Genomic DNA, 24,582 nt, shown 5'->3' with positions numbered 1-24,582 from the left:
AAGTGATGTTCCAGACACCCATACTAGCCAGCCCACCGAAAGTGTCACGGTCGCATCCGGCCACTTGGAGTAGCCAATTGAGTCAAACACCGCGCCAGGACTGGCCATTTACTTTAGCGGTGGTTTCACACTACCTTTCAGGCTATTCATCCGCACATGCGGACCTTGATCAAAGGAACACGATCATGCAATCGCTGGGCTTCACTTCGGTTCCGCCACTGCTCAAGTACCTGCGTTATGCCGAACAACTGGGTGTCGCCACCGAGCCGGCGCTGGCGGCGGCCGGGTTGCAGGCGCAACAGTTGAGCGACAACAGCCTGCGGTTGCCGGGCGAGGTCCATGAGCGGTTGCTCGACTACTTCTGCGACCACTCGGCAGACCCGCTGTTCGGCCTCAACTCGGCGCGTTTCGTGCTGCCCAATTCCTGGAGTGTGCTGGGTTACATCACCATGAACTGCGCGACCCTGGGCGATGCCATGAGCCGCATCATGCCGTTCGAAAAACTGGTCGGCGACATGGGCGTCAGCCGCGCCGAGGTGCAGGGCGCACAGGTGCACCTGATCTGGACCTGCCGTCACCAACGCCCGCGCATTCGCCGGCACCTGGTGGAAAATGTCCTCGGCTCCTGGCTGCAGTACGCGCGCTGGATTGCCGACACCCAGCTGGCGCCGGCGGCGGTGTGGCTTGAGCACGCGCAGCCGGACGAAACCACGCTGGCACAGTACGAGGCGTTTTTCGACTGCCCGGTATTGTTTGAGCAGCCCTACTCGGCGCTGATCGTGCCGCTGCCCTACCTGCAGCTGCCCTTGCGCCAGGCCGATGCGCAACTGCTGCGCACCCTGGAAGAACATGCGCTGGGGTTGATGGCGACCCTGGAGGATGCGTCGCTGCAGGAACGGGTCAAGGGCATCCTGCGCCAGTTGCTCAAGGAGGGGTTGCCACGCAAGGAACAAGTGGCCGAACAGTTCGCCGTATCGGTGCGCACCCTGCAACGCCAGCTGCATCAGGCGGGCACGTCGTATCAACAAATCCTCGATGACCTGCGCCAGGAGCTGGCGGAGCATTACCTGCTCAATAGCACCCTGCCGATTCAGGATATCGCGCAGTACCTGGGGTTTACCGAGGCCCGGTCGTTTCATCGCTCGTTCAAGAGCCGGCGGGGAATGCCCCCAGGGGAATTTCGCCAGGTTCATCGAAGTGCCGAGCCAAGCTGACGCGAACCTGTGGGAGCCCGGCCTGCCGGCGATGGCGGTGGTGAATGTCAGGCCGTCATCGCTGGCAAGCCAGGCTCCCACAGGGCATCGGGTGTCTGCGGGATTGGGGATTGGCGCGAATTACCCAGTCAGTCGTGATTCACCCGGGCGCGCTTGAGCAGTTTTTTGCAGCGTTCGGACAGGTGCAGCACACGCAGGTGTTTACCGGCCTTGGCGTAGCGCTCGCGCAGGGTCATGAGCGCGGCAATGGCCGAGTAGTCGACGAAGCTCAGGTGGCGGCAGTCAATGGTCACCAGGTCGGGGTCGCTGGCGGGATCGAACTGGTTGAGAAACGGCGTGGTCGAGGCGAAGAACAGCGTGCCGTGCAGGTAATACAGCTTGCTGCCATCGGGCTCGATATGCGCATCGGCATACAGCTCGCGCGCCTGTTGCCAGGCGAAGTTGAGCGCCGCAATGATGATCCCGCAGAGTACGGCCGTTGCCAGGTCGGTGAACACCGTGATCACAGTGACCGCGACAATGACCAGCACGTCGTTCAGCGGCACCTTGTTGAGCACTCGCAGCGACGCCCAGGCGAAGGTCTGCTGTGACACCACGAACATCACCCCGACCAGCGCCGCCAGCGGGATGCGCTCGATCAGCGGCGACAGGAACAGCACGAACAGCAGGATCAGCACACCGGCCACCACGCCGGACAGTCGACCACGGCCGCCGGAGCTGAGGTTGATCACGGTCTGACCGATCATCGCGCAGCCACCCATGCCGCCGAACACCCCGGAGACCATGTTGGCCGCACCCAGGGCCACACACTCGCGATCCGGATAGCCACGGCTCTCGGTGATTTCGTCGGTGAGGTTGAGGGTCAGCAGGGTTTCCAGCAGGCCGACCAGCGCCATCAGGATCGCGTAGGGGGCGACGATGCGCAGGGTCTCCAGGTTCCACGGGATGTCGGGCAGGGCAAACGTCGGCAGGCCACCGGCGATGTGCGCCATGTCGCCGAGGGTGCGGGTCGGCAGGCCCAGCAGGAATACCGCCAGCCCCACGCCGAGAATCGCGACCAGCGCTGGCGGCACGGTACGGGTCAGGCGTGGCAGCAGGTAGACGATGGCCATGGTGACGGCCACCAGACCGAGCATGATGTACAGCGGCGCGCCATTGAGCCAGGCGTCACCGCTCTTGAAGTGTTCGAGTTGTGCCAGGGCGATGATGATCGCCAGGCCGTTGACGAAACCGAGCATCACCGGGTGCGGCACCATGCGTACCAGCTTGCCCAGCTTGAGCAGCCCGAACGCCAGCATGATCAGCCCGCCCAATAACACGGTGGCCAGCAGGTACTGCACGCCGTGTTGCACCACCAGTGCGACGATCACCACCGCCATCGAGCCCGCCGCTCCCGAGACCATGCCTGGTCGACCGCCAAACAGCGCAGTCAGCGTGCAGATGATGAACGCGCCGTAGAGCCCCATCAGCGGGTTGAGATGGGCGACCAGGGCAAAGGCGATGCATTCGGGGAGCAGGGCGAACGAGGTGGTGAGTCCGGCCAGGACATCGGCGCGCAGACGTTGTGGTTTCATGGGGTACCCAAAAATACGGGCCGCTGGGGCGTGGCCGGGAAAGAGGGTGGGGATGTTACGGAATTGGAGGGGGTCAGGCTACTTTGGGGAACTCGGAAACGCCATCGCGGGCAAGCCCGCTCCCACAGTGGTCGCGCTGCTGCCCAATCCTGGGCATGGAGCCCGCCCTGTGGGAGCGAGGCTTGCCCGCGATGAACGATGACTCGGTCTAGTGCAAACTCACACCATCTCGTCACGAATCCAGTCAACCACTGAAGTCCGCTGCGGTGCCCAGCCCAGCAGTTGCCGCGCATGCTGGCCGCGCACCCGGCTGTTGGAGCCCAGGCCATAGTTGGCCATCTCATAGCCCCACTCAGCTTCGGCATCCTTCAGCGGCCAGTCCTGCGGCTCACCCAGCTTCAAGGCTGCCGCCATGGCCGTGGTCATGTCGATGAACGAGGCCTCGCCACTTTCGACGAAGTAGAACGTGCCGGGCACGTTGCGGGTCAGCGCCAGCAGGTACAGGGCAACCACATCCTCGATATGCACGTTGGACCAGATGTTCCGGCCGCTGCCAACATGGCGCACCACCCCGCTCTTGCGGGCCTGTTTGAGCAAGCGTGGCAATTGCACACTGTCGCGCTTGACGCCCAGGCTGTGGCCGTAAATCAGTGTGTTGCAGATCACGGCCGAGTTCACGCCGTCCTGCGCCGCTGCCAGGATCAGGTTATCGATGGCAACCCGGGCGGCCTTGTCTACCGTCGGCTCCGGGAGGTTGTCTTCGAAGTAGATCACGTCGCTGGCCTTGCCGCCGGACGCATCGCCGACGATGCTCGACCCGCTGGTGTGCAAAAACACCTTGTTGGAACCGCGCAGTGCGTCAAGCAAGGCCTCCACCGCACCGCGGTGGTCGCTGCTGGCGGCGTTGATCACGGCGTCGGCAGCCCGGGCCTGGGCGGCAAGCAAAGCGCTGTCGTCCAGCGTACCGATGACCGGGGAGATACCCAGGGCGCTCAGCTCGCTGGCCTGCTCTGCGCTGCGAACCAGGCCGGTGACCTGGTGGCCCGCCCGGACCAGACCCGTGGCGATCGAACCGCCGATGAAACCTGCAGCGCCGGTGACGAATACGTTCATGGAGAAACTCCCTGCGTGAATAAGTGATGGGTCCAGTATTGAGCACCCTGCCCATGGGAAACAGGCCGCAGCGCCCAAATCACTTTTGCGCTGGAGTCACGAATCAGCCGTTGAACTGCGCGTTGGCATACGCTGCCAGCTTGCCCTGGATAAAGTCGAGGAAGCATTGAATGCGCAGGGCAAGCTGCGAGTTGCGGTAGTACACCGCATTGATCGGCTGGCGATAACCGCTGTTGGAATCCTCCAGCAGCACCTGCAGGCGACCGGCGCGGATGTCCTCGATGGTCATGAAGTGCGACAGGCAGGCGATGCCCTGCCCCTCCAGCGCCAGGTGGCGAATCGTCTCGCCACTGGAGGCGCTGATGCTGGCCTGGATCGGCCAGCGGTCGCCGTGTTCATAGCGCAAAGGCCACTGGTTGAGGCCCTCGTTCTGGGTGAAACCGAGCAAGCTGTGTGCGCTCAGGTCCGCCACAGCCGTGGGCGTCCCGTGCCGCTCCAGATACGCCGGGCTGGCAACGATGTGCAGCGGGCTGCACCCCAGGGAACGCGCGTGCAGGGTCGAGTCGGCGAGGGTACCGATGCGGATGGCGATGTCAGTGCTTTGTTCGAGCAGGTCGATGAGCAGGTCGTTGCTGTTGAGCTCCAGCTGGATGTCCGGGTAGAGCCGGCGGAACTCGTCGATATACGGCACGATGGCGTGCAGCATGAAAGGTGCAGCCGCATTGATCCGCAGGCGCCCGGACGGGGTCTGCTGGCGGGAGCTCAGGCGCTCTTCGAGTTCATCCATCTGGTCGAGAATCAGCTTGGCCTGCTCGAAGAAATACTTGCCCTCTTCCGTCAGGTCCATGCGCCGGGTGGTGCGGTTGATCAACGTGGTCTCGAGCTTGGCCTCCAGCCGCGACAACGTGCGACTGACCGCCGAAGGCGTTTGCCCCACCTGCTCGGCCGCAGCGGAGATCGATCCGCATTCAATCACGCAGACGAAAATCTGCAGTTCATCGGATCTGGCTTTCAAGGGTGTCCTCTTTTCGCAATTGCCCTGGCATCTGTCGCCAGGATCGCAGCCTGCGACGCTCGCATTCCACTGTAGGAGCTGGCGCAGGCTGCGATCTTTCAGGCCGTCGCATCCGATAGTAGCCTGAAACCTTATGCAGACAGGCCAAACACCCCGCTCAAATGCTGCTCATAACGGGCAGTGTCGGCTTCAATATTCGGGCGTTTCATGACGTCAACGCACAGGAAGGTGGGCAGGCTGGTCATGCCGAGGAACTCGTTGGCCTTGTGGAACGGGAAGTACACCGCGTCCACGCCCTTGGCTTCAAAGAAGTCCGTCGGATCATCAAATGCCTGCTGCGGAGCATTCCAGGTCAGCGACAACATGTATTGCTTGCCCTGCACCAGGCCGCCGCTGCCGTACTTCTGCGAGGCATCGGAGCGGGTGCGGCCGTCGCTGGCGTAGAGGCTGCCGTGGCCTTCAGTGAACACTTCGTCGATGTACTTCTTGACGGTCCAGGGCGCGCCCATCCACCAGCCTGGCATCTGGTAAATGATCACATCGGCCCAGAGGAATTTGGCCACTTCTTCGGCGACGTCGTAGCCCTCGTCGATGAACGTGGTTTTCACGTCCATGCCGCCTCGGTCGAGAACGCTCAGTGCAGTTTCGTGCAAAGTGGAGTTGTAGCGACCATCGGAGTGGGCAAACTTTTTACCGCCATTGAGCAACAGGACTTTTTTCATGAAAGGTCTCGGAAGGTTTGAATTCGATGGCGGCAGGGTATCGGCCCGCCTCGCGCGGAATAAGCCCTGATGCGACAAAACTCATTTGACCCACAAGCACGAATCCAGCACCTATTGTTGCCTTAGACTGCGATCCTCTAATTTGACGAGATTTGCTGATGAGTGACATTCAGGGCTTTATCCTGCACGCCAAGACCCGCCCGGAAAAATCGGCGGCCTTTGAAGCGTTGTTCAGTGGCTACGTGCAAGACAGTCGCGCCGAACCGGGTTGCATCGAGTACCACATGCTGCGGGACCAACAGGACCCGACGCTGTTTATCTTCTTCGAGATCTGGCAATCCCGGGCCCACCTCGATGTGCACTCCAACCTGCCGCACATGCAGCGGTTTCGCGAAGCGCGCATGGAGTATCTGGAACGGGATTTCGAGATACGCGCCATCGATATGCTCAGCCCCTCATCCGCTAGCCGCTGATCAGCAAGTGGCCGCCCAGCACGCCGAGGCCAATGAAAAATACCCGTTTGAACAAGGTGGCACTGATGCGCTGGCGCAGCCATTGCCCCAGCAACATGCCAGCCACCGCCGGGATCAGCGCCAGCAACGATGCGCCCAGCTCGCCCCCGCCCAGAGCGCCACGCCAGAACAGGCCGGCGCCCAGGGCCAGGGTCGAGACGGTGAATGACAGGCCCAGTGCCTGCACCAGCTGGTCCTTGGTCAAGCCCAGCGCCTGCAGATAGGGCACCGCCGGAATCACGAATACGCCCGTGGCCGAGGTGATGACGCCGGTCAGCACGCCGCACAATGGGGCGAGCCAGCGTTCAGCACGGCTGCCGACCTGCAGGGTGGGCAGGAACAACCCGCTCAAGGCGTAAAGCAGCAATGCCGCGCCCAACCCCCGCACGACCCAGTGCCCGCCAGCCATGCCAATCCACAGCGTGCCCGCTCCTGTGCCGAGGAAAATGGCCAGGAGCATCGGCCACAAACGTCTGACCAACTGCCGCAAATGCCCGCCGAATGCCAGCTGCCAGAGGTTGGTCAAGGTCGCGGGAATGATCAGCAGCGCGGCAGCCTGCGCTGGCGCCATAGCCAGGCCAAGCAGACCCATGGCGATAGTCGGCAGGCCAAGGCCGATCACGCCCTTGATCATGCCGGCCAGCAGGAAGGTGGCGATCACCAGGATTGACAGGGCGAGGCCGAGGTTTTGATAGAACGCAGTCAGAGTATTCATGGGTCTATCGTGGTGCTGGGCAGCGGGTTTGAAAAGCTGGCTTATACTGAGTGTGCCTCTTGCTGTGGCTGAGGCTAGGTTCCCGGTTGTGGCAGCCGACGCTTTCGCGGGCAAGCCCGCTCCCACAGGTCTGAGTGTCGTGCTCAAGATTGCGCAGCACCTCAATCACCGTTTGGAGTGCCGCTTTCGCGGGCAAGCACGCTCCCACAGGTCTGGGTGTCGTGCTCAAGATTGCGCAGCACCTCAATCACTGTGGGAGCGGGCTTGCCCGCGAAGGCGGTAACCCGACCAACACACCTCTATGGACCCACCATGCACTTCGACCTCACCGACCTGCGCCTCTACCTGAACATTCTCGACAGCGGCAACATCACCGCCGGCGCAGTCCGCAGTCATTTATCCCTGGCGGCAGCGAGTGCGCGAATCAGGGCGATGGAGTCATCCCTGGGAGTGGATTTCCTGGTGCGCGGCAGACGCGGAGTCACCCCCACCGCTGCCGGCAAAGCCTTGGCGCAACACGCCCGGTTGCTGCTGCAACAGGCCGACCGCCTGCAACAGGACCTGGCCGAATATGCCCAGGGCGTCAAGGGACAAGTCCGGTTGTTGTGCAACACCACGGCGATGAGTGAATACCTGCCCGAACTGCTCGCAGACTTTCTGCTCAACCATCCCAACCTGGACATCGACCTGCAGGAACTGCCCAGTGCGCGCATCACCCATGCGCTACGCCAGGGCGCGGCGGATCTGGGCATTGTTTCGGATGCCGTGGACAGCAGCGACCTGCAAACCCGCCCGTTTCGCGACGACCCGCTGCTATTGATCATGGCGCCCGACCACCCCCTGGCCAGGCTCGGCGCCCTGAGCTTCAGCGACACCCTGGCGCACGACTACGTTGGCCTCAACAGCAACAGCGCCCTGGCGATTTACCTGGAAGAACAGGCGCTGCATATCGGTTCGCGCCTGCAGATTCGCATCAGGGCCGATGGTTTCGATGGCGCCATGCGCATGGTTGCCCGGGGGGCCGGGCTGGCCATCGTGCCGCAGGCGGCAGTGGCACGCTGGCCCGGCGCGCCAGCGTTGCACAGCATCGCGCTGGCCGAAGCCTGGGCACAGCGCCAACTGCTGTTGTGTGCCCGTGACTTTGCGCAACTGCCCGGTTACGCCAAGGCGTTGCTGCATGCCTTGACTCTCCCCTGAGGGGCAGACTTTACCCTTGGGTTTTCCTCTTCAAGGACAGCCACGATGAGCAAACGGATTCTGGTGATTCTCGGTCACCCTTCGAGCAGCAGTTTTTGCGCCGCCGTGGCCGAGCGCTATACCCAGTCAGCCCTGCGTGCCGGGCATGAAGTGCGCCAACTGTTCCTCGGCCAGCTAGCGTTCGACCCCGTATTGCGGGAAGGCTACCAACAGGTTCAACCACTGGAAGCCGACCTGCTGCAAGCCCAGGCGGATGTCTTGTGGGCCGAGCAACTGACGCTGGTGTTCCCGATCTGGTGGGGCGGCATTCCAGCCTTGCTCAAGGGCTTTTTCGACCGGGTGTTCCTCCCCGGTTTCGCCTTCAAATACCGCAAAGGCAAAGCCTTCCCAGACAAACTCCTGCACGGTCGCAGCGCGCACCTGCTGGTGACCATGGATACGCCGCCCTGGTACTACCGCTGGTTCTACCGCATGCCCGGCTTGCATCAAATGCGCAGGACCACGCTGCAGTTCTGCGGCATCAAGCCCACCCGGACGCTGACCTTCGGCCCGATTCTCGACTCCAGTCACGCGCAGCGCGAGCGGTGGTTGCAGCAAGCCGAAGCTATCGCCAGTCGTTGAGTGCGCCGATAATGCCCTGGACTCGTTAAAGGGAATTATTGATGTACATCGGCCAGGCTGCGCAGCGCTCCGGAACCACGATCAAAAGCATCCGCCATTACGAAGCGATCGGCCTGCTGCCGGTGGCCGAGCGTCAGGGTAAATATCGCGTGTACGACCAGCAGAGCGTCGAACTGCTGGCCTTCATCAAATGTGCACAACAGTTGGGTTTCCGCCTCAAAGAGCTGCAGGCGATTTTCGCCGGCCATCAGGGAACCCAAGTCCCGTGGGCATTGGCCCATCAGGCCATCGCGGCGAAGAAGCAGGAGATCAGCGAGCGGATGGCTGCCCTGGCGCGGCAATACGCCCAACTGGTGGAGTTTGAACTGGGCATCGAACAGGCCAGGGCCGCTTGTCCGCTGGAGACGCTTTAGGCGCCTGCGCGTTTCTGGACACCCCGATGTCGAGCACAGACAACTCGCCAGCGGGCGGGCGCTATAGGGTGCGACTTCGTTCTTGCATCCACTGCCCGGAGTCCACATGACCGCACCTATTACCGTTCTTCGCGACACCCATCCCCTGCCGGTACTCGATGCCTGCAAATGGGAAAAACTCGAAGGCGATCCGCACACCGTCAATCTCAACGCCTACACCAGCGAAGACGGCAGCAAGATCATGGGCACTTGGATCTGCACGCCGGGCAAATGGTATGTGGAATACGTGAAGTGGGAATACTGCCATTTCCAGGAAGGCTACTGCGTGATCACGCCGGAAGGCATGGCGCCGATCCATCTGCGTGCAGGGGATATCTTTGTCGTTGAGCCAGGGATGAAAGGCACGTGGGAAGTGGTCGAGACTGTGCGCAAGTACTTTGTGTTTGCCTGATGCACAAAAAAGATCGCAGCCTGCGGCATTCCCGTGTAGGAGCTGCCGCAGGCTGCGATCTTTTGCTTGTGCGAATTACCCGCTTTTACTGGGGTTTGCGATAGCTGTTGATGATCGCCGAGAAGTCCTTGCCACCCTCCCCGCGCAGGCTCATTGCCTGATACAACTGCTGCGCCACGGCGCCCAGCACCACCGGCTGGTGCGCCTGACGGGCCGCCTCAGTCGCCAGCCCCAGGTCTTTGAGCATCAGTTCGGCACCGAAGCCGCCGGTATAGCCGCGCGACGCCGGAGCGGTCTCGACGATGCCCGGCCACGGGTTGTACATCTCCGAACTCCAGCAGCGGCCGGTGGAGCTGTTAATGATCCCGGCCAGCACGCCGGTGTCGATGCCCAGGGCATCACCCAGGGCCATGGCTTCGCTGACGCCGACCATGGAAATTCCCAGTAGCAGGTTGTTGCAGATCTTGGCAATCTGCCCGGTGCCGACTTCGCCGCAATGCACGATATTGCGACCCATCTGCGCCAGCACCGGTTGCAGCGTGGCAAACAGCTCGGGCGTGGCACCGACCATGAATGTCAGGGTGCCGGCAGCTGCGCCACCCGTACCGCCAGACACCGGCGCATCGGCCATGGCCACGCCTTGTTTGGCAGCAGCGCTTGCTACTTCACGCGCCGTTTGTGGGTCAATGGTGCTGCAATCCACTGCCGGAACGCCTTCGCCAATCCCGGCGAGCACGCCGTCTTCACCCAGCCACACACTGCGCACATGCACGGCGGCCGGCAGCATGGTAATCACCAGCTCCGCACCTTGGGCCGCCTCACGGGCGCAGGCGCTGATGCTGCCGCCCAGTTGCTCCAGCTCGGCCAGCACGGTGGTATTCAGGTCGACCAGCTTGAGGTCATGACCGGCCTTGATCAGGTTGCGCGCCATCGGCGCGCCCATGTTGCCCAGACCGATAAATGCGATTTTCATGGACCACTCCTTAGCGCAAGTTGATGGTGGTGTTCACACCGTCGTTGACGCTGTTGTCATCGAACCAGCGACTGGTGACCGTCTTGGTCTGAGTGTAGAACTGCACCACTTGCTTGCCATACGGGCCGAGATCACCAAGCTTGGAACCGCGCGAGCCGGTAAAGCTGAAGAACGGGACCGGCACCGGAATCGGAATGTTGATGCCGACCTGGCCGACGTCGATTTCATTCTGGAATTTACGTGCCGCCGCACCGCTCTGGGTGAACAGGCCAGTGCCGTTGCCGAAGGGGTTGGCGTTGACCAGGGCGATGGCCTCGTCCAGCGTATTGACCTCCAGCACCACCAGCACCGGGCCGAAGATTTCCTGGGTGTAGATCTGCATGTCGGTGGTCACCCCGGAGAACAGGGTTGGGCCGACGAAGTTGCCTTGCTCGTAGCCGGCCACACTGATGTCGCGCCCGTCCAGCTCCAGCTTCGCACCTTCCTTGATGCCGCTTTCGATCAGGTCGAGGATGCGCGCCTTGGCGCGTTTCGAAATCACCGGCCCAACGTCGGTACCCGGCTCACTGCCGGCATTGACCTTGAGTTTCTGCGCCAGTGCTTTCAAGTCCGGCAGCCATTGCTTGGCCGCGCCCACCAGCACCACCACAGACGTGGCCATGCAGCGTTGACCCGCTGCGCCAAAACCGGCGCCGACCAGCGCGTTCAGCGCCTGTTCGCGGTTGGCGTCCGGCAGCACCACGGCATGGTTCTTCGCGCCCATCATCGACTGCACGCGCTTGCCGTGTTTGCCCGCCAGGTCGTACACGTGAGTGCCGACCGCAGTCGACCCAACGAAGGACACCGCCTTGATGTCCTTGTGGGTGCAGAGCGCATCCACCACGTCCTTGCCGCCGTGCACCACATTGAGCACGCCCGCCGGAACGCCCGCCTCGATCGCCAGCTCCACCAGCAGCAGGGTCGACAGTGGGTCCTGTTCAGAAGGTTTCAACACGAAGGTATTGCCGCAGGCAATGGCCATCGGGAACATCCACAGCGGAATCATCGCCGGGAAGTTGAACGGGGTGATACCGGCGCACACGCCGATCGGCTGGCGCAGGGTGTAGGTATCGACGCCGCTGGCGACGTTTTCGGCGAACTCGCCCATCTGCAGGGTGCCGATGGAACAGGCATGCTCGACCACTTCCAGGCCACGGAAAATATCGCCTTCAGCGTCGGCAATGGTTTTGCCCTGCTCGTTGCTCAGCACCACGGCAATGCGCTTGGAGTGCTCGCGAATCAACGCCTGGAGCTTGAGCATGATGCGCATGCGCGCGCCGATCGGCGTCAGCTTCCAGGTCTGGAAGGCGCGATGGGCAGCGGCAATGGCCGCGTCGACTTCCGAGGCGGTGGCAAACGGAACCTTGGCGAGCACTTGCTGAGTCGCCGGGTTGACGATGTCGTGCCACTCGGTGGACTGCGACTCGACCCACTCGCCGTCGATCAACAGCTTGACCTTCTGCACGGTGGTTTCGTTGGGCGTGAGCGATGCGTTCATGTTGGGTCTCCTGGACTTGTTGTTATCAGGGAGCCAAGGCGAGAAAGTCGCCTTGAGATGAGGCGTGTGTCGCGAATTGGTTGTCGGACGGTTTTTGGAGTATAGATGTGCAAACTTCTAATAAGAACGCACATAAAAGCCGGTCCATCATGCAAAAAAACATCACGTCTCTAGGCTCGCTGAACTGGGATGACCTCAAGTTTTTCCTCGAAGTCGCCCGCACCCGCAAGGCCAGCACCGCCGCCAAGCGCCTGGCCGTGGACTACACCACGGTGTCGCGGCGCATCAGTTCGCTGGAAACGGCGTTGGGCACGCTGTTGTTCGAAAAGTCCCGCACCAGCGGTTTTGTGCTGACGGCCGAAGGCCAACGGCTGTTGGGTTACGCCGAATCGATCGAGAGCACCCTGCACATGGCCTGCGAGCAGGTGTCCGGCTCAGGGGTGGCGTTATCCGGGCATGTGCGCATGGGCTGCACCGAAGGGTTCGGCAGCTTTTTCATCACCCCGCAGCTGAGCCATTTCGTCGACGCCTACCCGGCGATCTCGGTGGATATCCTGCCGCTGCCGCACTTCATCAGCCTGTCCAAGCGCGAGGCAGACATCGTCATCGCCCTGGAGCGCCCGGAGCATGGCCCGTACGTGTGCTGCAAATTGTGCGACTACCGCTTGCAGCTGTACGCGACCCAGGACTACCTCGACCAGCACCCACCCATCCGCCGCCCCAGCGACCTGGCCAAGCATGCGTTCATCAGTTATGTGGATGACCTGGCGTTCAGCTCGGAGCTGCTGTACCTGGCCAACGTACTGCCGGGCGCCAGCGCCAACCTGCGCAGCACCAGCGTCATCGCGCAGTTCGTCGCCGCGCAACAGGGCCGGTCGCTGGCCATCCTGCCGTGCTTCCTGGCGGCCCAGGATCCGCGGTTGCTGCCAGTGCTGCCGAGCGAGATCAACATCACCCGGCAGTTCTGGATGTACTGCCGCGAAGACCTGCGCAAGCTCAAGCGGATCACCCTGTTGTGGGATTACATCCGCGCGGTGACTGAGCAGAATCAGGGCTTGTTGATGGGCGAGAGTCGGGAAACGCTGTTCGCCGACTGACTGTTCTTCAAGGAATCAGGTAGCGAAATCGTACTCAGGTCAGCAGCCGTTTGCCAAGGGTTTGTAACAGCGGTTGGTACGCAACTTGTAACAGCTCAACGTCGACATTTGGAGACAGCACCCAATAAGGGCCATGCGAGGCCGCCCATCGCACATGTATTGAACACAGACGTCCAGCTATATACTGTACGTACATACAGTTTAGGCGTATGCGTGATGGAAAACGATTTGATCGATGATTCTGGCTTTGAGCTGGGCATGACTACCCATGTGGAGCTGCTAAAGCACAGTGTGACTCGCTATGCTCTGAGCTTAAGACGACAAGGCGAGACTTGCGTGGGCTCACGAGACCATCGCGGGAATGATCGTCATGTACCGCAATTGCATGAAGGAGCTTGCCGCTCTGAAGGTTGAACATGAGCGGTTGAGGTGGACGCTGAGTGACATGTACTGGCGAGAGCAGGAACAGGGAACGACACAGTTGGCCTACCAGTACGGGGATTACTCGAATATCGAAAACTCTCATGAGCCAGGTCGAACGATTGCTGCTGTCGAGGCAGATTAATGCGCGGCTATATATCGAAGAAACCTGTGGCGCGTGTCGCCCCATGGGAGAGTCGCTCGGTAAGCGCCGCGATTCAGACATAGCCGTCAGACGGTTTAGAGCAGCGGCATCGCGGCCAACGCGCCGATTCACGCTTTTACACACAAATTACGCAGACGTTCGCGGGAGCCACGAAAATCTGCATCTGCTTGGTGAGGTGATGTATGGCGACGTACTCACCTTAAAAAGCTTCGGGGTAGGCATAGCAAATGGCCATCGGTTAGAATCCGGTCAGGTCTGAGTTTTTAGCGATTTTTCTCACTGCAGACGGTAGTTCTCCTCGACCCCTATTGAGACCTCCCTTAAGCAGCAACCAGTTCACAAAAATGCCAAGGATTTGCATGAACAACATAACACTGCAAAGCATGCTTAAAGAATTTTCAACTAAAAACGCTTTAACTGAGAATGATAGCCTCCGCTTTGAACAATTCGTAGTTTATTCATTGCTAGCCAACGATTACAACGATACATTTGAACCTGACTCCCTAAGCACAGGCAGCTGCATTGGCGTTGACTCGGTAGCGATTGCAATTAATGACGTCTTGGTTTACAGCGTCAACTCAGCCACCCCGCTTACTACAGGAATATTCGACACAAACTTTACATTCATACAAGCTAAAACCTCATCAAGCTTGGACTTAGGTGATTATCTTAAGTTTCTGCAGGCAGTTAAAATATTTTTCACTGGGAAATTAGAAGATCAGCCAGCAGAGCTAAAAGAAGCTTTTGCAATCAAGCAATTCATCTACGATAAGGCCGGAAAATTTCGTTGTGATCCGACACTAACGATGAAGTATGTTTACACCGGCGACGGAAAATTTCCTGACAAGGATTTTCTCCCTCAAGTACAAGCAACGGTTGGCGAAATCGAAAATTTGAAATACATGTTCTCATCCGTTGAGAACAAACTAATTGGAGCTATCGAGCTACAAAACCTTTACAAAGAGACGTTAAACAGAATCACTAAACCTTTAATGTTTCAGCGCCACGTTGCACTACCTAAGTTATCCTTGGCTACAGCAGCATATCTGGGCGTCTGCAAATGTAAGGATTACGTAGAGTTCATTAAAAATCAAAGCGGGAATATTAACAAGGGTGTGTTTTACGACAACGTCCGCGACTACCTCGGCAGTACAAACCAAGTAAACGCGGACATTGCCGAAACAATTAAAAGCGATGCTCAGCGAAATCTATTTTCCGTTCTTAATAATGGTGTAACAGTTGTTGCTAAAAAGGTAGTCCCTTCTGGGGATGTTTTCAAGATATCGGGCTTCCAAATCGTCAACGGATGCCAGACGAGCCACGTTCTCTTTGAAAACAAAGATCATATAACGGAAGATATGTACGTCACCATCAAGCTTATTGAGACTGACGATATTGAGTTATCTAGTAGTGTCATTAAGGCCACCAACAGCCAATCGGTGGTAATGAAGGAAGCATTTGCAACCATCAAGCCATACCACAAGCGACTTGAAGACTTCTTCGCAGCGATGAATACACAAGGCCACCGAATTTTTTATGCGCGGCGACCTCATCAATATGACGAAGATGATACCATACTACAGAGTGAAACAGTATCAGCACCTCTGCTGATCAAATCATTCATATCCATAGCACTTGAGGAACCGCATAAAGTCCATTTCTACTATGGTCAACTGCTGAGAGATTACAATAACGAAGCCAGCAGCCTTCTATTTAGTGAAGATCATCATCCAGCTCTGTACTTCGTTTCCCATTTAATTTTCTCAAAATCTAAGGAATATTGCGCAAGACGTCCAGTATCAAAATGGAACTACCATATTGCGCTACTAGTTAAAAAACTGCTCAACATCAACTTAAACCCAGAAAGAAAAACAACTGACGACCATGTCAAAGACATGATCGCTAAAATCAACAGCGGCTTTGAGCGAGCGATACATACGGCGGAAGCGATCATTAATTCCTTTAATTTCGGTTCAAATGACCATATGGACCCACGTCACACCACCGCCATTCTCGAGAAACTCAAGATCGTCGTTGCAGACACACATCGTCAAAAAGACATAGCAACGCAAGATGGGAAAAATACTGGACTGGGCAATACCTTGGAGCTACTCCAAGCCAAAACTCAATTCCTAAAAGGTAACTATCGAGTTCGCCGTTATAAAGCATCAAACGGCATCGCAACCTTCAGCTATAACTCAAAAGAGCATAGTTATCAATACGAAAACCCGAAATTCGACTCGGCCGCAGAGGTTAGCTGCAATATAAATTTCGAAAGCGGAACAATTCAAGACGTCTTATTCTAACTATTGCTTCCATATTCAGTAACACCTCCGGTGTACCGCGATAATAAGAGAAAAATGCGCTCTAGCCCCGAATTACCAGGGCTTGAGCGCTCTCTGTCTTCGGTATTAGCAAATGCATAGGTATGGGTTGGCATAAAATGTCGCCTATTTGCCCAAGCATGCCACACAGAGGTCCCCACATCCGATGGGAGCCGGAGCCGGTGCTTCGACGGCTAGACCAAGGATAGGGATTTGAACCCTTCAAACCGTGGTTTGAGCGGTTGGTTAACGGTTACTATGGATCGGGTGAAGCCTTTGGCGACAGGCAGCTATTAGCCGTTATCTGCCGGCGTGTCGATGGGCCTTCCGACAAGCCAATAAAATCGGCGCAGATGACGGTGCAGGACGCCGGAGAGTGGCCTAGATCAATCAAGCGGGTGAAGCGTTTTCCTGCTGGAAGGCTTGATATGCCTTGATATCGAACAGGTTGATCGTTTTGATTTCGCTTAACGGAAAGGCCACCTCAAACAACTCGGGGTTCAAGTGGCTAAGTGACTCATCCTTCTTGAATCGCTGATACACATTTATGTACCAGGTGGTGAAACAAAGATTCATTTCCTCTCCAGCACGATAACCGCTCACCACGGGTAGGATCCTAAGCATGTCGCGTTTGTCACCCGGATCAATCGCACCGGTCACATAACCTATGTATACCTTACCGTTCCCCAAGGTCACGGATACTGGAATGGTCAACTCTAATGACCTCATCAAGATAATCTCAAGATCGGCATTCAGCACACGCACTGCTATCTTGAGCGCAGCCCGGTTGGAATAGGCATAAATTAGCCCAAAAAACTGGTGATCACGGTTTTTTATCCGACGTATGAGCAGTCGGAAAAACTCTTGTCCAGAAATGGTTTTGAGCGCTAGTAGCCAGTTGAGAAAAAAGCCACCAATCATCCCTAGAAATAATGTGGAAAACAGGACGAGAAGCCAAAAAGCTGTATCTGACGGCCGGTCACTGGACTCCTGGAGTATTGCCAGATCTGCCCACTCCCTTACGAATGCTAGATATGGCTCTATATTTTGTTTGACCGATGTGAGAAAACCAAAAGCGAGAAGGAATAGCCAAATACCCCAAAATGCGGCTCTGATATAGACCTTCTGAGAGTCTTCACGTTTTATAAGATATCTGGTTTGATGCCATGTGCTTACGAAAAGATAGCCCGCTATCAAGGGGAAAAACGCCAGCGCTGCTTTGAGCATCAACCTATCCTTAGGAGGCGATTAACGCCCGGTTTAATTGCCTTGTGCGACGCTCTTTTTAGGAACGCTCTTCTTGCCTTGAATCTCCGTCCTCAAAGATTCGAATGCTGAAAGCTGACTTTGCACAGCTTGCGAGCGAATCACCTCTTTTGGGTCAGCAAACATTACGCCGTCTCCTGTGACGTAGAAAGGCGTTGTTTTTGCTGCTTCACGCTCGGCACCTTGGTAATAGCTTTTCAGTCTATCCATCAGCGTTTTATCTTCGCGATGTTTGCTCACCTGTCATTTCTCCTCTAGCAAACCGTCATCCGTTCTGACATAAAAACAGCTTCCTTGTTGAACGCTACATAGGGGATAGCTCCTACGAGCCCGAGCCCCGTCGACAACTGTTGGTGGCGCGAGGCAGGGAGGATATTCCCCTATCTACCCATCAGCAATAGCAGTGCTGTGGGCTTCTGTGGATCTACCTAGGGTTTAGCATATATTCGCCCTTGCACCCGCTTATTCTGACCTCTGGTCGCTGACGGTATTCCATCCATTGGATGGCCAGCGTGCGTTAAGGGCAGAACCAGCAGAGGTGACTCAGTGAAATTCACCCTGCCGTAAGGCGTAGATTTGTGCGAGCGGTTGAAAGAGGTTTTTTCGCGATCTTCAGAGGGGCTGGATACCACCAATTTGCGCTCAGATTACGGAGGATGTCTCCAGCGTCGAAGCCCATAGCAAAGGGTATGAAAGTGGTGAGGCCCTACGAGGGTATGACACGAGGGGATTATGGAAACGTCAACGCTCCGGCGTGGTCAGTGGACTTGCATAACTTGTCGACTGAGTAATTGCATGCGCTTAACCACCCATTCCCACTGACCAGTCAATTACATCCTTGCTGACCAAGCGTTTGCAATCGACTTGACCGGTACACGCCGTGAGGACCGGCAGAGAACGACCCACTGCTGCCGTTCGCCAACGTCCAGACGTTGCGGTTCAGCGGCGGGACGCGAGGCGAGGCAAGCCGTCCGCTGCAAACGATTGTTAGACCACGTTATTTCCCCCCTTTTATTCGGTTGTCTTCGATGCAGAGCATCTGACAGTTATTCGCCTCTGTCTTGCCACCCTCGTGCCACGGGTTGATGTGGTCTGCCTCCATCTCTTCGATCTTGAAGGTGTTGGTGCAGTCAGGACACACTCCCTTTTGCCGCTCAAACGCTGAGCGGCGCATCCTCTCATCGAACTGGCGGATGTTGAGATGCTTCTCTTTGCCGTTCAGCACGTAGAGATAGATGCCGCGAGGGTTCGTCACGTCCGGATCTTGCATCAAGGTTGAGATGCGATCCTCGAGTTGGTCAGGGTCGAGAGACACGTCCTTATAATAATTGTAGAGCACACCCCACGGTTGTCCCTTCATTTCTTTATTACGCGCCACCGGGAAGGTTGCTCTCACCCACGCAACCACGTTTTGGAAGTACACCCACAACTCGTTCGCCTTGGATTTGTGTTGGTGCTTCCCCATGTACACCCGAATGTTGCCGTCGCTAATCCAGTCAAGGACAGTTTCGAGAAAGTCCTGGCGGATTGGCGATCCATTCATGAGGTCGCTTCCGACTTGGTAAGCGGGGCAAGCGGTCTTGCTGAAATGCTTCTTGGCGTCCGACAACCACGGACCCGCATATGTCGCGTTGCGGAGTTCCTGCTTAGTTAATACCTTGCCAGCGATATTGATGGTCTCGAACCACGCCAACCTTTCGCTGTCCGACCCCTCGCAGAAGTACACCATCAGCTCGTAGCTCAGGATCTGCTCCTGCTGGTCATTCGTGAGGTTGTGGAAGTAGAGATCGTTCCATGTGAACTCCCCGTCAACGTACTGGCAAATAGAGATCGTGCGCTGCTGCCCGTCGATTACTTCGAAGGTTTCGTCGTCGCGAACGGACCAGTACATGACGTTGAGAGGAAAGTTCTGGGTGAGCGTGTCTATGACCTTGTTGCGCTCCTTGGCGTCATAGACGAATTCGCGCTGGTATGGTGGGCGAATGTCGAGTTTACCGCCATATCCGCGAACGCCACCCTCCGCGTCGTCGACGTAGCCCTCATACAATTCGCGGACGAGGATCTTCTTGAGTTCGATTTCCATCAGGCTTCAATCTTCTTGTTGCGGATAAGGATGCGAGGGTAGGTCTGAGTAAAGAGCTCATCGCCTACTTTGTAGTAGGTCTTGCCAGGGGGAGGTGTCGCCACCTTGATCACTGCGCCATCGTTTAGTTTACCCACGCGACTGACCTTGCCGTTCGCGCTCACCTGCTCTTGCTGTGGATACGTCTTGGTCGCCACACCGAACCACGTTTTGGTAATTCCGACAATCTCAAACTGGTCAGGGTTGTGTTTCGCGAAAAATCCGGGAGTGACGCCCATGACACCTTCGCAGTCCTTGGGAATGTTAGCGACTGTGCCGACCTCTATGGCGTCAAAGTTGTCGTAGGCGGGATACTCGTCAGGGTTGTAGGTCTTGAAGAGAATCAAATCCTCGTGGCGCTTCCTGTAGTCCAAGTTCGTGAACCAGCACATATTTCCAAAGCTACGCCACTTCTGCCCCATGTCGTCTACCCAGAACCGCGTTGCACGTTCCGTGTAGTGGTCAGGAACTTTGAAACTCATATCCCCGCTGTTAGCGCCCAACCACATCTTCTCGTCCTTGAGCAACGGAAAGATTTCTTTCAGAGTGATGGCGTTCTGGTTCCCAAGAATGATGAACCTCTTGTCGTATTCGATGAGCTGTGCGATGTACTCCCGGAAGAGGGAGAAGGGCGGGTTCGTGACCACGATATCCGCTTGTTTCAATAGTTCGATGGCCTCCGCGCTGCGGAAGTCTCCGTCACCTTCCAAAAAGTTGACATCTATCTCGTCGTCTCCCGGAATGCGGTCCCCGTCCTTATCACCCTCGTACTCTAGGACGATCGCACGATCGCTTTCATGCTCACTAAAGAGGTCACGCTTCTGATTTCTGTAGCAGGTTGCGATTAACTTCTTGAGACCGAACTTCTCGAAGTTGTAGGAGAAGAAGTGGAAGAAAGCACTGACCCTCGGATCATCGCAGTTGAGGTAGACGACCTTGCCCTTGAAGTGGCTCCGATAGTGCTTGAGTTCGCGCTCGACGTCTTCCCGCTGAGTGTAAAACTCATCTTCCTTGTTCGCCTTCGCCCTGCTCAGGCTTGCGTTCTGCGTCTCTACAACCATCCTTCTGTTCCTTGCATCTGCCATTGTGTTTCGGACATATTCACTTCGTGACCTAACTACTATTGTGCGACATCAATGTCGAAAGGATTACGGCGACCGCTGGGAAAAATGCGACATGAATGACAAGCCTTAGGCTGCTTGATCAGGCTGCCAGAAAATTCGACTCAAACACTACTCGATTCGCACTGAGCAAGTCCAATGCCAATGACCGCTCCTGGCCTTTCTCTGTCGGTCGTAAGCCATCCTCTGCAATGCTCTGACACCCGAACTTTTCGAAGTCGGCGCCTGCCTCTGGGTAAATGTCGCCCGTGAGTCTGTGGAGGAAATATCAATGGGCAGATGGTGAAACGGTGGGAACCTCGCTCAATGTGGGTCGAGGTTAAGAGCCATTCCCGTCCTAGCCCACTGCCAGCGGCTACGATTGCAAAATATTACGGGCATGAAAGGCCGCCCGTAGGAGGCTGATGTCACGCTGCAATAGCTTCTTAGGAGCTTATAGAAACGGTGCCGACCTTGTTCAACTCCAGTCCTAGGCGCTGCATCACACGCATCACGGCTGTAGGCGACCATTTACCGCCACGGGCGGTGTGGATGTTGCGAGCGACGAGGCAATCGGCAACGGCCTGTAGGCTGGTTGCCCCTTTAAGAACGCAGTTTTCAATGGCGTCTTTAATCACGTCTGCTCGATGGTCAGCCCGCTTGCGTTGGGTATCGTGTCCCTTCGCCCTATTCAACATGCTACGTCCCTTCCTGAGTTTGTCCTCACGGTTGGCCAGGCTGTGAAGGGCGTCAATATCACCAGCTTCTGCCCGAGCGTCGAGCGACTTCAACGCCTCCTTGGTGCGTTGACTGATGAAGTTGCGTTCCTGCTCAGCCAGTACTGCGTAGATATGTAGCTCCACAGTCGAGGCGTTGGGCATCGTTGCCACCTTGAAATTGTTCCGCTTCATCAGGCCGGCAATATGTTCAACATCCCGGCTCAGCCGGTCCAGCTTAGCTATCACTACAGGATGCCCATCAGCGAACGCTTTGGCGCCTTCTGGACGTCCTAGCGGGTGAATCGAGCCAGATACGCCTACGTCCTCGTACTCAGCTACCACTGTCCATCCTTGCTTCTCAGCGGCGAAACGGACGTATTCTTTTTGCGCCTCGATACCAAGACCGGATTCGCCTTGTCCTTTCGTGGACACGCGATAGTAGGCGACGACATCCATGCTCGTGATTCCATAAAGTGGCCGATATAGAAATTTTACAACTGTTAGGACGACCGATCAACCGATGTAAAAGATGTTGAGCCGGAATTCTGGCGTTGCTGGAGAGTTCTGAAAGATGGGCTGAGTTCCTCTGTGCCTTAGAGCAGAACAGGCGCTATCGAGCCGTTACCGCTGCCACTGGGATGTCCATACCTTGGGGTGTGGCAACGACCGTGTAAGGGGGTGTAGGCAGCTATAGGGTGCCCTGGGGGCGTCCTGGCCTATCATCCACGCAATGCCTACTGGGTGTAGTGCAGGCCTGGCAATTTCTGATGCTGTGATCGGATGGGTGTGGGGAAATCTGCCACGACTTCGGGAAAACGCGTGTCGAGGGGGCTTTGCTTGATACCACCGGCTAAAAGCCCCGGAAATAGAGGGGGTAGCATTAGGATTTGTAGTAGGGGTCAGGAGTAAGTGCCAGCAAATGGATAGATGTCGGCTAGTTTTCGATAAGTTTCTTGTGGGCAGACCATCAGGATTCACATTCCCTCGAACAGAGCAGAGATGCTTACTCCTAAGGCGTCAGCAAGGACCTTGATGGCGTTGATCGAAGGGTTTGCTCCCCCCGTCTCTATGCGAGACATGTATGTCCTGGCGAAGCCACACCGATCAGCAAACGCCTCCTGGTTCATACCCATGGCAAGCCGCAGCTCCCTGACTCGGGTGCCGAACTGGTGTTGAAGCGCTGGGGAAGGAGGTGGTGCAGGCATTCCCCAATGCTGGGTTCATGTGCTTTAATCGTGAACACACTAATCGTGACATTCGGATTGGTGAGCTACTGGAAAATCTGAGCGAGAGCTTTATAGGTCATGGTCTGCGCCAGGAGTGAGCGCTATTGGCAAATGAAAACTGCACGAGTTGTTCGTGTGCGGGGTGTTGCTCTGTGGAAATTCGGTAAGTCCGAAAGTCCGTAAGTCCGTAAGTCCGTAAGTCCGTAAGACGATCGAACTTTTAACTGCATTGCAGAGGATTACTTATGACTGAACAACACGTTTTAACCGGTAGCATCCCCAATCGAGAGCGATACAAGGTGTGGGCGAGTCAAGCCCTATTCGGAGAGCTGGGTAAGCTGACCCGGACTAATCGCCAAGCCGTATCAGTGATGCTGGTGACCAATATCGGCGCCAATGGTATGGTGCAGTTCGCCCAGGCAGCGGTGCCCCAGCAGTGCAAGATTTATCTACAAGAGGTAGCGAAGGCCATTGCTAACCTTGAGAGCGCTGGCTTGATCGGCTCTGTGGATGCCAGTACCGATCGGGGTGGATCTCTTGCCTATGTCGTTAGTCCCAACCTTGCTCGTGCAGAAAAGCCTGAAGAGGCTAGTTCACTTTCCGTAGCGGAGGGGCATGATCGATGAAACGTCAGGAGCGAGTATTACAAGTCCCGCGTTACGCATTTGAGGCTTTGGCTGCATACATACCGCTGGGTGAAGATACAGTGGGAGTGATGTTGCTCCTGCTAATGAAAATGGACAGTAACCGTGTTGTGATGATCGATACGCACTTGTTACTTCACTACTTCACGATCAGGCGTGACCGGCTGGATTATGCAATCTCCGGCGTTATTAAGAAGGGGTGGGTACATTCAGTCGATCAGGAAGCGATGCGAGACGGGTATCTCAACTGCACTGTTCATTCGGCTTTCGTTGATTCAGACTTTGAAACTCTTATTGCGCTGTTCCATCCTCACTTGCCTAATACGTGTAAGCGGCTATAAGGGGCTGTGGAACTGTGTAGCTCCGATTCAATTGGGTAGGGATGCCCTTTTCAGCCCTAGTGAGGCGGAGGAAGTTACGTATATCATCTCGAGCAGTAATTAATTTAAACCTCAAGGAAATTATTATGGCAAGGATCTTCCGCAACCCAGCGAATGGGCATACTGAATCAATTAGTAGGGAGGCTAGTGGGTTAGTCGTTCTATTCGGCCCTTTGTACTTAGCCTGCAAGGGCCTGTGGGGCCACTTTTTCCTCTGGCTATTACTGGTTGGCGGCTTCACGTTGGCCACTGGTGGGCCTGGAATTATCATCGCATTGCCTATTGCAATCGTCGCATATGCGTTCAGTATCAATAGGATTATTGCGAATTCATACCTACGCAAGGGTTGGATTGAAGTGTTAGAACCGTCTAAAGTCAAGGCGATGCAAGCAACAAATGGTATACGGGAATGCCCGTATTGTGCCGAACCTATCAAAGTACAGGCTGTAAAATGTAAGCATTGTAGTTCCGAGGTGGAGCCTGAAGGTCAGCAAACAGCATCAACTCCAACAATTTAGAGTGGAAGCCCCTTTTTTATGACGTTTGAAAAGGTCTGCTCTCTTATGTCTCTCGGTTTTGTCAGGAGATAGGGCTGGGTGATGGTTGCACCCTCTTCCATCATTCTGAATAAAATTGTTTATCTTGCTTGACGGTAAAGTATCTAACAAGAGAGGCGCGGGCATAAAGCCCCGAAAGCTTTTGATCTGAATTGTGCAAGTGAAACTGGAGACCATAGTCACCACTAACTTTCCTCCTTTGCTTAGCCGTGGCATACGCCACAAGGTGTCTCAGCAAGGTTCAGGGCAAGATCAAGAGCTGGGAGGGGCTTTGCTGCCCCAACTCCCTCTTGTAACTGTATAGGGTCGTAATTCGTGCCTAGTGGCACAAGTTGTTATGCCCGGCGTCGGCGCCGCATGATAACTTTATAAGGCATGCCCAATGAACGCATTGGCGCTGCTTGGTCTAAACCATCTTGGGGCGGCCGTGAACCCATGCGTAGCTAAGTGAATCTTCCTTATTATAAGAAAGCGGCGTTAACCCGTCATACCCGTCATAACATC

General features: G+C 56.5%; 23 protein-coding genes. 10 read left to right on the top strand and 13 right to left on the bottom strand.

Going from position 1 to position 24,582, the window contains the following annotated elements:
• The first annotated feature begins 185 nt into the window (after positions 1 to 185).
• A complete protein-coding gene (locus tag HYI44_RS21600) occupies positions 186 to 1,214 on the top strand; it encodes an AraC family transcriptional regulator (RefSeq protein WP_122839942.1) in 1,029 nt (342 codons plus the stop codon).
• Positions 1,215 to 1,342: 128 nt separating this feature from the next.
• Here the strand turns inward: HYI44_RS21600 and HYI44_RS21595 are convergent, their stop codons facing one another.
• The 4 genes from HYI44_RS21595 to HYI44_RS21580 all read right to left on the bottom strand — a co-directional run bounded on the left by HYI44_RS21595 (position 1,343) and on the right by HYI44_RS21580 (position 5,638).
• Positions 1,343 to 2,788 carry a SulP family inorganic anion transporter gene (locus HYI44_RS21595; RefSeq protein ID WP_225570490.1) on the bottom strand — a complete coding sequence of 482 codons (1,446 nt, stop codon included), beginning with the start codon at positions 2,786 to 2,788 and terminating at the stop codon, positions 1,343 to 1,345.
• A 219-nt stretch (positions 2,789 to 3,007) separates the two neighbouring features.
• Positions 3,008 to 3,901 (bottom strand): NAD-dependent epimerase/dehydratase family protein, encoded by an 894-nt coding sequence (locus tag HYI44_RS21590; protein ID WP_225570489.1) that lies wholly within the window; start codon positions 3,899 to 3,901, stop codon positions 3,008 to 3,010.
• 103 nt (positions 3,902 to 4,004) lie between these two features.
• On the bottom strand, positions 4,005 to 4,916 hold the full coding sequence (locus HYI44_RS21585; RefSeq protein ID WP_225570488.1) for a LysR family transcriptional regulator: 912 nt from the start codon (positions 4,914 to 4,916) through the stop codon (positions 4,005 to 4,007).
• Positions 4,917 to 5,047: 131 nt separating this feature from the next.
• A complete protein-coding gene (locus tag HYI44_RS21580; RefSeq protein WP_225570487.1) occupies positions 5,048 to 5,638 on the bottom strand; it encodes an NAD(P)H-dependent oxidoreductase in 591 nt (196 codons plus the stop codon).
• A 158-nt stretch (positions 5,639 to 5,796) separates the two neighbouring features.
• Here HYI44_RS21580 and HYI44_RS21575 point away from each other — a divergent pair, with 158 nt between their 5' ends.
• Positions 5,797 to 6,111 (top strand): putative quinol monooxygenase, encoded by a 315-nt coding sequence (locus HYI44_RS21575; RefSeq protein WP_225570486.1) that lies wholly within the window; start codon positions 5,797 to 5,799, stop codon positions 6,109 to 6,111.
• On the opposite strand, the gene HYI44_RS21570 is transcribed toward HYI44_RS21575, so the two are convergent.
• Positions 6,101 to 6,865, bottom strand: a complete 765-nt coding sequence (locus HYI44_RS21570; protein WP_225570485.1) for a sulfite exporter TauE/SafE family protein — start codon at positions 6,863 to 6,865, stop codon at positions 6,101 to 6,103. The two genes, HYI44_RS21575 and HYI44_RS21570, sit on opposite strands and share 11 nt — an antisense overlap.
• A 312-nt stretch (positions 6,866 to 7,177) precedes the next feature.
• On the opposite strand from HYI44_RS21570, the gene HYI44_RS21565 reads away from it, so the two are divergent.
• The 4 genes from HYI44_RS21565 to HYI44_RS21550 all read left to right on the top strand — a co-directional run bounded on the left by HYI44_RS21565 (position 7,178) and on the right by HYI44_RS21550 (position 9,547).
• Positions 7,178 to 8,062, top strand: a complete 885-nt coding sequence (locus tag HYI44_RS21565; protein ID WP_225570484.1) for a LysR substrate-binding domain-containing protein — start codon at positions 7,178 to 7,180, stop codon at positions 8,060 to 8,062.
• Between the two features lie 45 nt (positions 8,063 to 8,107).
• Positions 8,108 to 8,683 carry an NAD(P)H-dependent oxidoreductase gene (locus HYI44_RS21560; protein WP_225570483.1) on the top strand — a complete coding sequence of 192 codons (576 nt, stop codon included), beginning with the start codon at positions 8,108 to 8,110 and terminating at the stop codon, positions 8,681 to 8,683.
• A gap of 41 nt (positions 8,684 to 8,724) precedes the next feature.
• Positions 8,725 to 9,096, top strand: coding sequence for a MerR family transcriptional regulator (locus HYI44_RS21555; RefSeq protein ID WP_225570482.1), 372 nt, complete (start codon positions 8,725 to 8,727; stop codon positions 9,094 to 9,096).
• Positions 9,097 to 9,202: 106 nt separating this feature from the next.
• Complete coding sequence (locus tag HYI44_RS21550; RefSeq protein ID WP_028624747.1) at positions 9,203 to 9,547, top strand: cupin domain-containing protein; 345 nt, start codon at positions 9,203 to 9,205, stop codon at positions 9,545 to 9,547.
• An 85-nt stretch (positions 9,548 to 9,632) separates the two neighbouring features.
• On the opposite strand, the gene mmsB is transcribed toward HYI44_RS21550, so the two are convergent.
• Both mmsB and HYI44_RS21540 read right to left on the bottom strand, forming a co-directional pair.
• Positions 9,633 to 10,520 carry a 3-hydroxyisobutyrate dehydrogenase gene (gene mmsB / locus HYI44_RS21545; protein ID WP_225570481.1) on the bottom strand — a complete coding sequence of 296 codons (888 nt, stop codon included), beginning with the start codon at positions 10,518 to 10,520 and terminating at the stop codon, positions 9,633 to 9,635.
• A gap of 10 nt (positions 10,521 to 10,530) precedes the next feature.
• Positions 10,531 to 12,057 (bottom strand): CoA-acylating methylmalonate-semialdehyde dehydrogenase, encoded by a 1,527-nt coding sequence (locus tag HYI44_RS21540; protein WP_045060090.1) that lies wholly within the window; start codon positions 12,055 to 12,057, stop codon positions 10,531 to 10,533.
• A 149-nt stretch (positions 12,058 to 12,206) separates the two neighbouring features.
• Between HYI44_RS21540 and HYI44_RS21535 the strand changes: the two genes are divergently transcribed.
• Positions 12,207 to 13,154, top strand: coding sequence for a LysR family transcriptional regulator (locus tag HYI44_RS21535; protein ID WP_225570480.1), 948 nt, complete (start codon positions 12,207 to 12,209; stop codon positions 13,152 to 13,154).
• Between the two features lie 945 nt (positions 13,155 to 14,099).
• Positions 14,100 to 16,046 (top strand): AIPR family protein, encoded by a 1,947-nt coding sequence (locus HYI44_RS21530; protein WP_225570479.1) that lies wholly within the window; start codon positions 14,100 to 14,102, stop codon positions 16,044 to 16,046.
• A 408-nt stretch (positions 16,047 to 16,454) separates the two neighbouring features.
• On the opposite strand, the gene HYI44_RS21525 is transcribed toward HYI44_RS21530, so the two are convergent.
• The 6 genes from HYI44_RS21525 to HYI44_RS21500 all read right to left on the bottom strand — a co-directional run bounded on the left by HYI44_RS21525 (position 16,455) and on the right by HYI44_RS21500 (position 22,476).
• Positions 16,455 to 17,291: a hypothetical protein gene (locus tag HYI44_RS21525; protein ID WP_225570478.1), complete on the bottom strand. Its 837-nt coding sequence runs from the start codon at positions 17,289 to 17,291 to the stop codon at positions 16,455 to 16,457.
• A 33-nt stretch (positions 17,292 to 17,324) separates the two neighbouring features.
• On the bottom strand, positions 17,325 to 17,570 hold the full coding sequence (locus HYI44_RS21520; protein WP_225570477.1) for a hypothetical protein: 246 nt from the start codon (positions 17,568 to 17,570) through the stop codon (positions 17,325 to 17,327).
• A 757-nt stretch (positions 17,571 to 18,327) separates the two neighbouring features.
• A complete protein-coding gene (locus tag HYI44_RS21515) occupies positions 18,328 to 19,413 on the bottom strand; it encodes an HNH endonuclease family protein (protein ID WP_225570476.1) in 1,086 nt (361 codons plus the stop codon).
• Positions 19,413 to 20,513 carry an adenine-specific methyltransferase EcoRI family protein gene (locus tag HYI44_RS21510; protein WP_225570475.1) on the bottom strand — a complete coding sequence of 367 codons (1,101 nt, stop codon included), beginning with the start codon at positions 20,511 to 20,513 and terminating at the stop codon, positions 19,413 to 19,415. Before HYI44_RS21510 ends, HYI44_RS21515 begins: the two co-directional genes overlap by 1 nt.
• A 485-nt stretch (positions 20,514 to 20,998) precedes the next feature.
• Positions 20,999 to 21,727, bottom strand: coding sequence for a recombinase family protein (locus tag HYI44_RS21505; RefSeq protein ID WP_225570474.1), 729 nt, complete (start codon positions 21,725 to 21,727; stop codon positions 20,999 to 21,001).
• 518 nt (positions 21,728 to 22,245) lie between these two features.
• On the bottom strand, positions 22,246 to 22,476 hold the full coding sequence (locus HYI44_RS21500) for a helix-turn-helix domain-containing protein (RefSeq protein ID WP_225570473.1): 231 nt from the start codon (positions 22,474 to 22,476) through the stop codon (positions 22,246 to 22,248).
• Between the two features lie 266 nt (positions 22,477 to 22,742).
• Here HYI44_RS21500 and HYI44_RS21495 point away from each other — a divergent pair, with 266 nt between their 5' ends.
• Both HYI44_RS21495 and HYI44_RS21490 read left to right on the top strand, forming a co-directional pair.
• The gene (locus HYI44_RS21495; protein WP_225570472.1) at positions 22,743 to 23,123 is read left to right on the top strand and encodes a hypothetical protein; all 381 of its coding nucleotides are present in this window, start codon (positions 22,743 to 22,745) and stop codon (positions 23,121 to 23,123) included.
• Complete coding sequence (locus HYI44_RS21490) at positions 23,120 to 23,482, top strand: hypothetical protein (RefSeq protein ID WP_225570471.1); 363 nt, start codon at positions 23,120 to 23,122, stop codon at positions 23,480 to 23,482. Before HYI44_RS21495 ends, HYI44_RS21490 begins: the two co-directional genes overlap by 4 nt.
• Positions 23,483 to 24,582 lie beyond the last annotated feature (1,100 nt).

This window comes from Pseudomonas sp. Y24-6 (assembly GCF_020295325.1).
Taxonomy (GTDB): Bacteria; Pseudomonadota; Gammaproteobacteria; order Pseudomonadales; family Pseudomonadaceae; genus Aquipseudomonas; species Aquipseudomonas gregormendelii.
The sequence above is the reverse complement of the archived record's forward strand: the minus strand, read 5'-3'. Positions and strand labels throughout refer to the sequence as shown.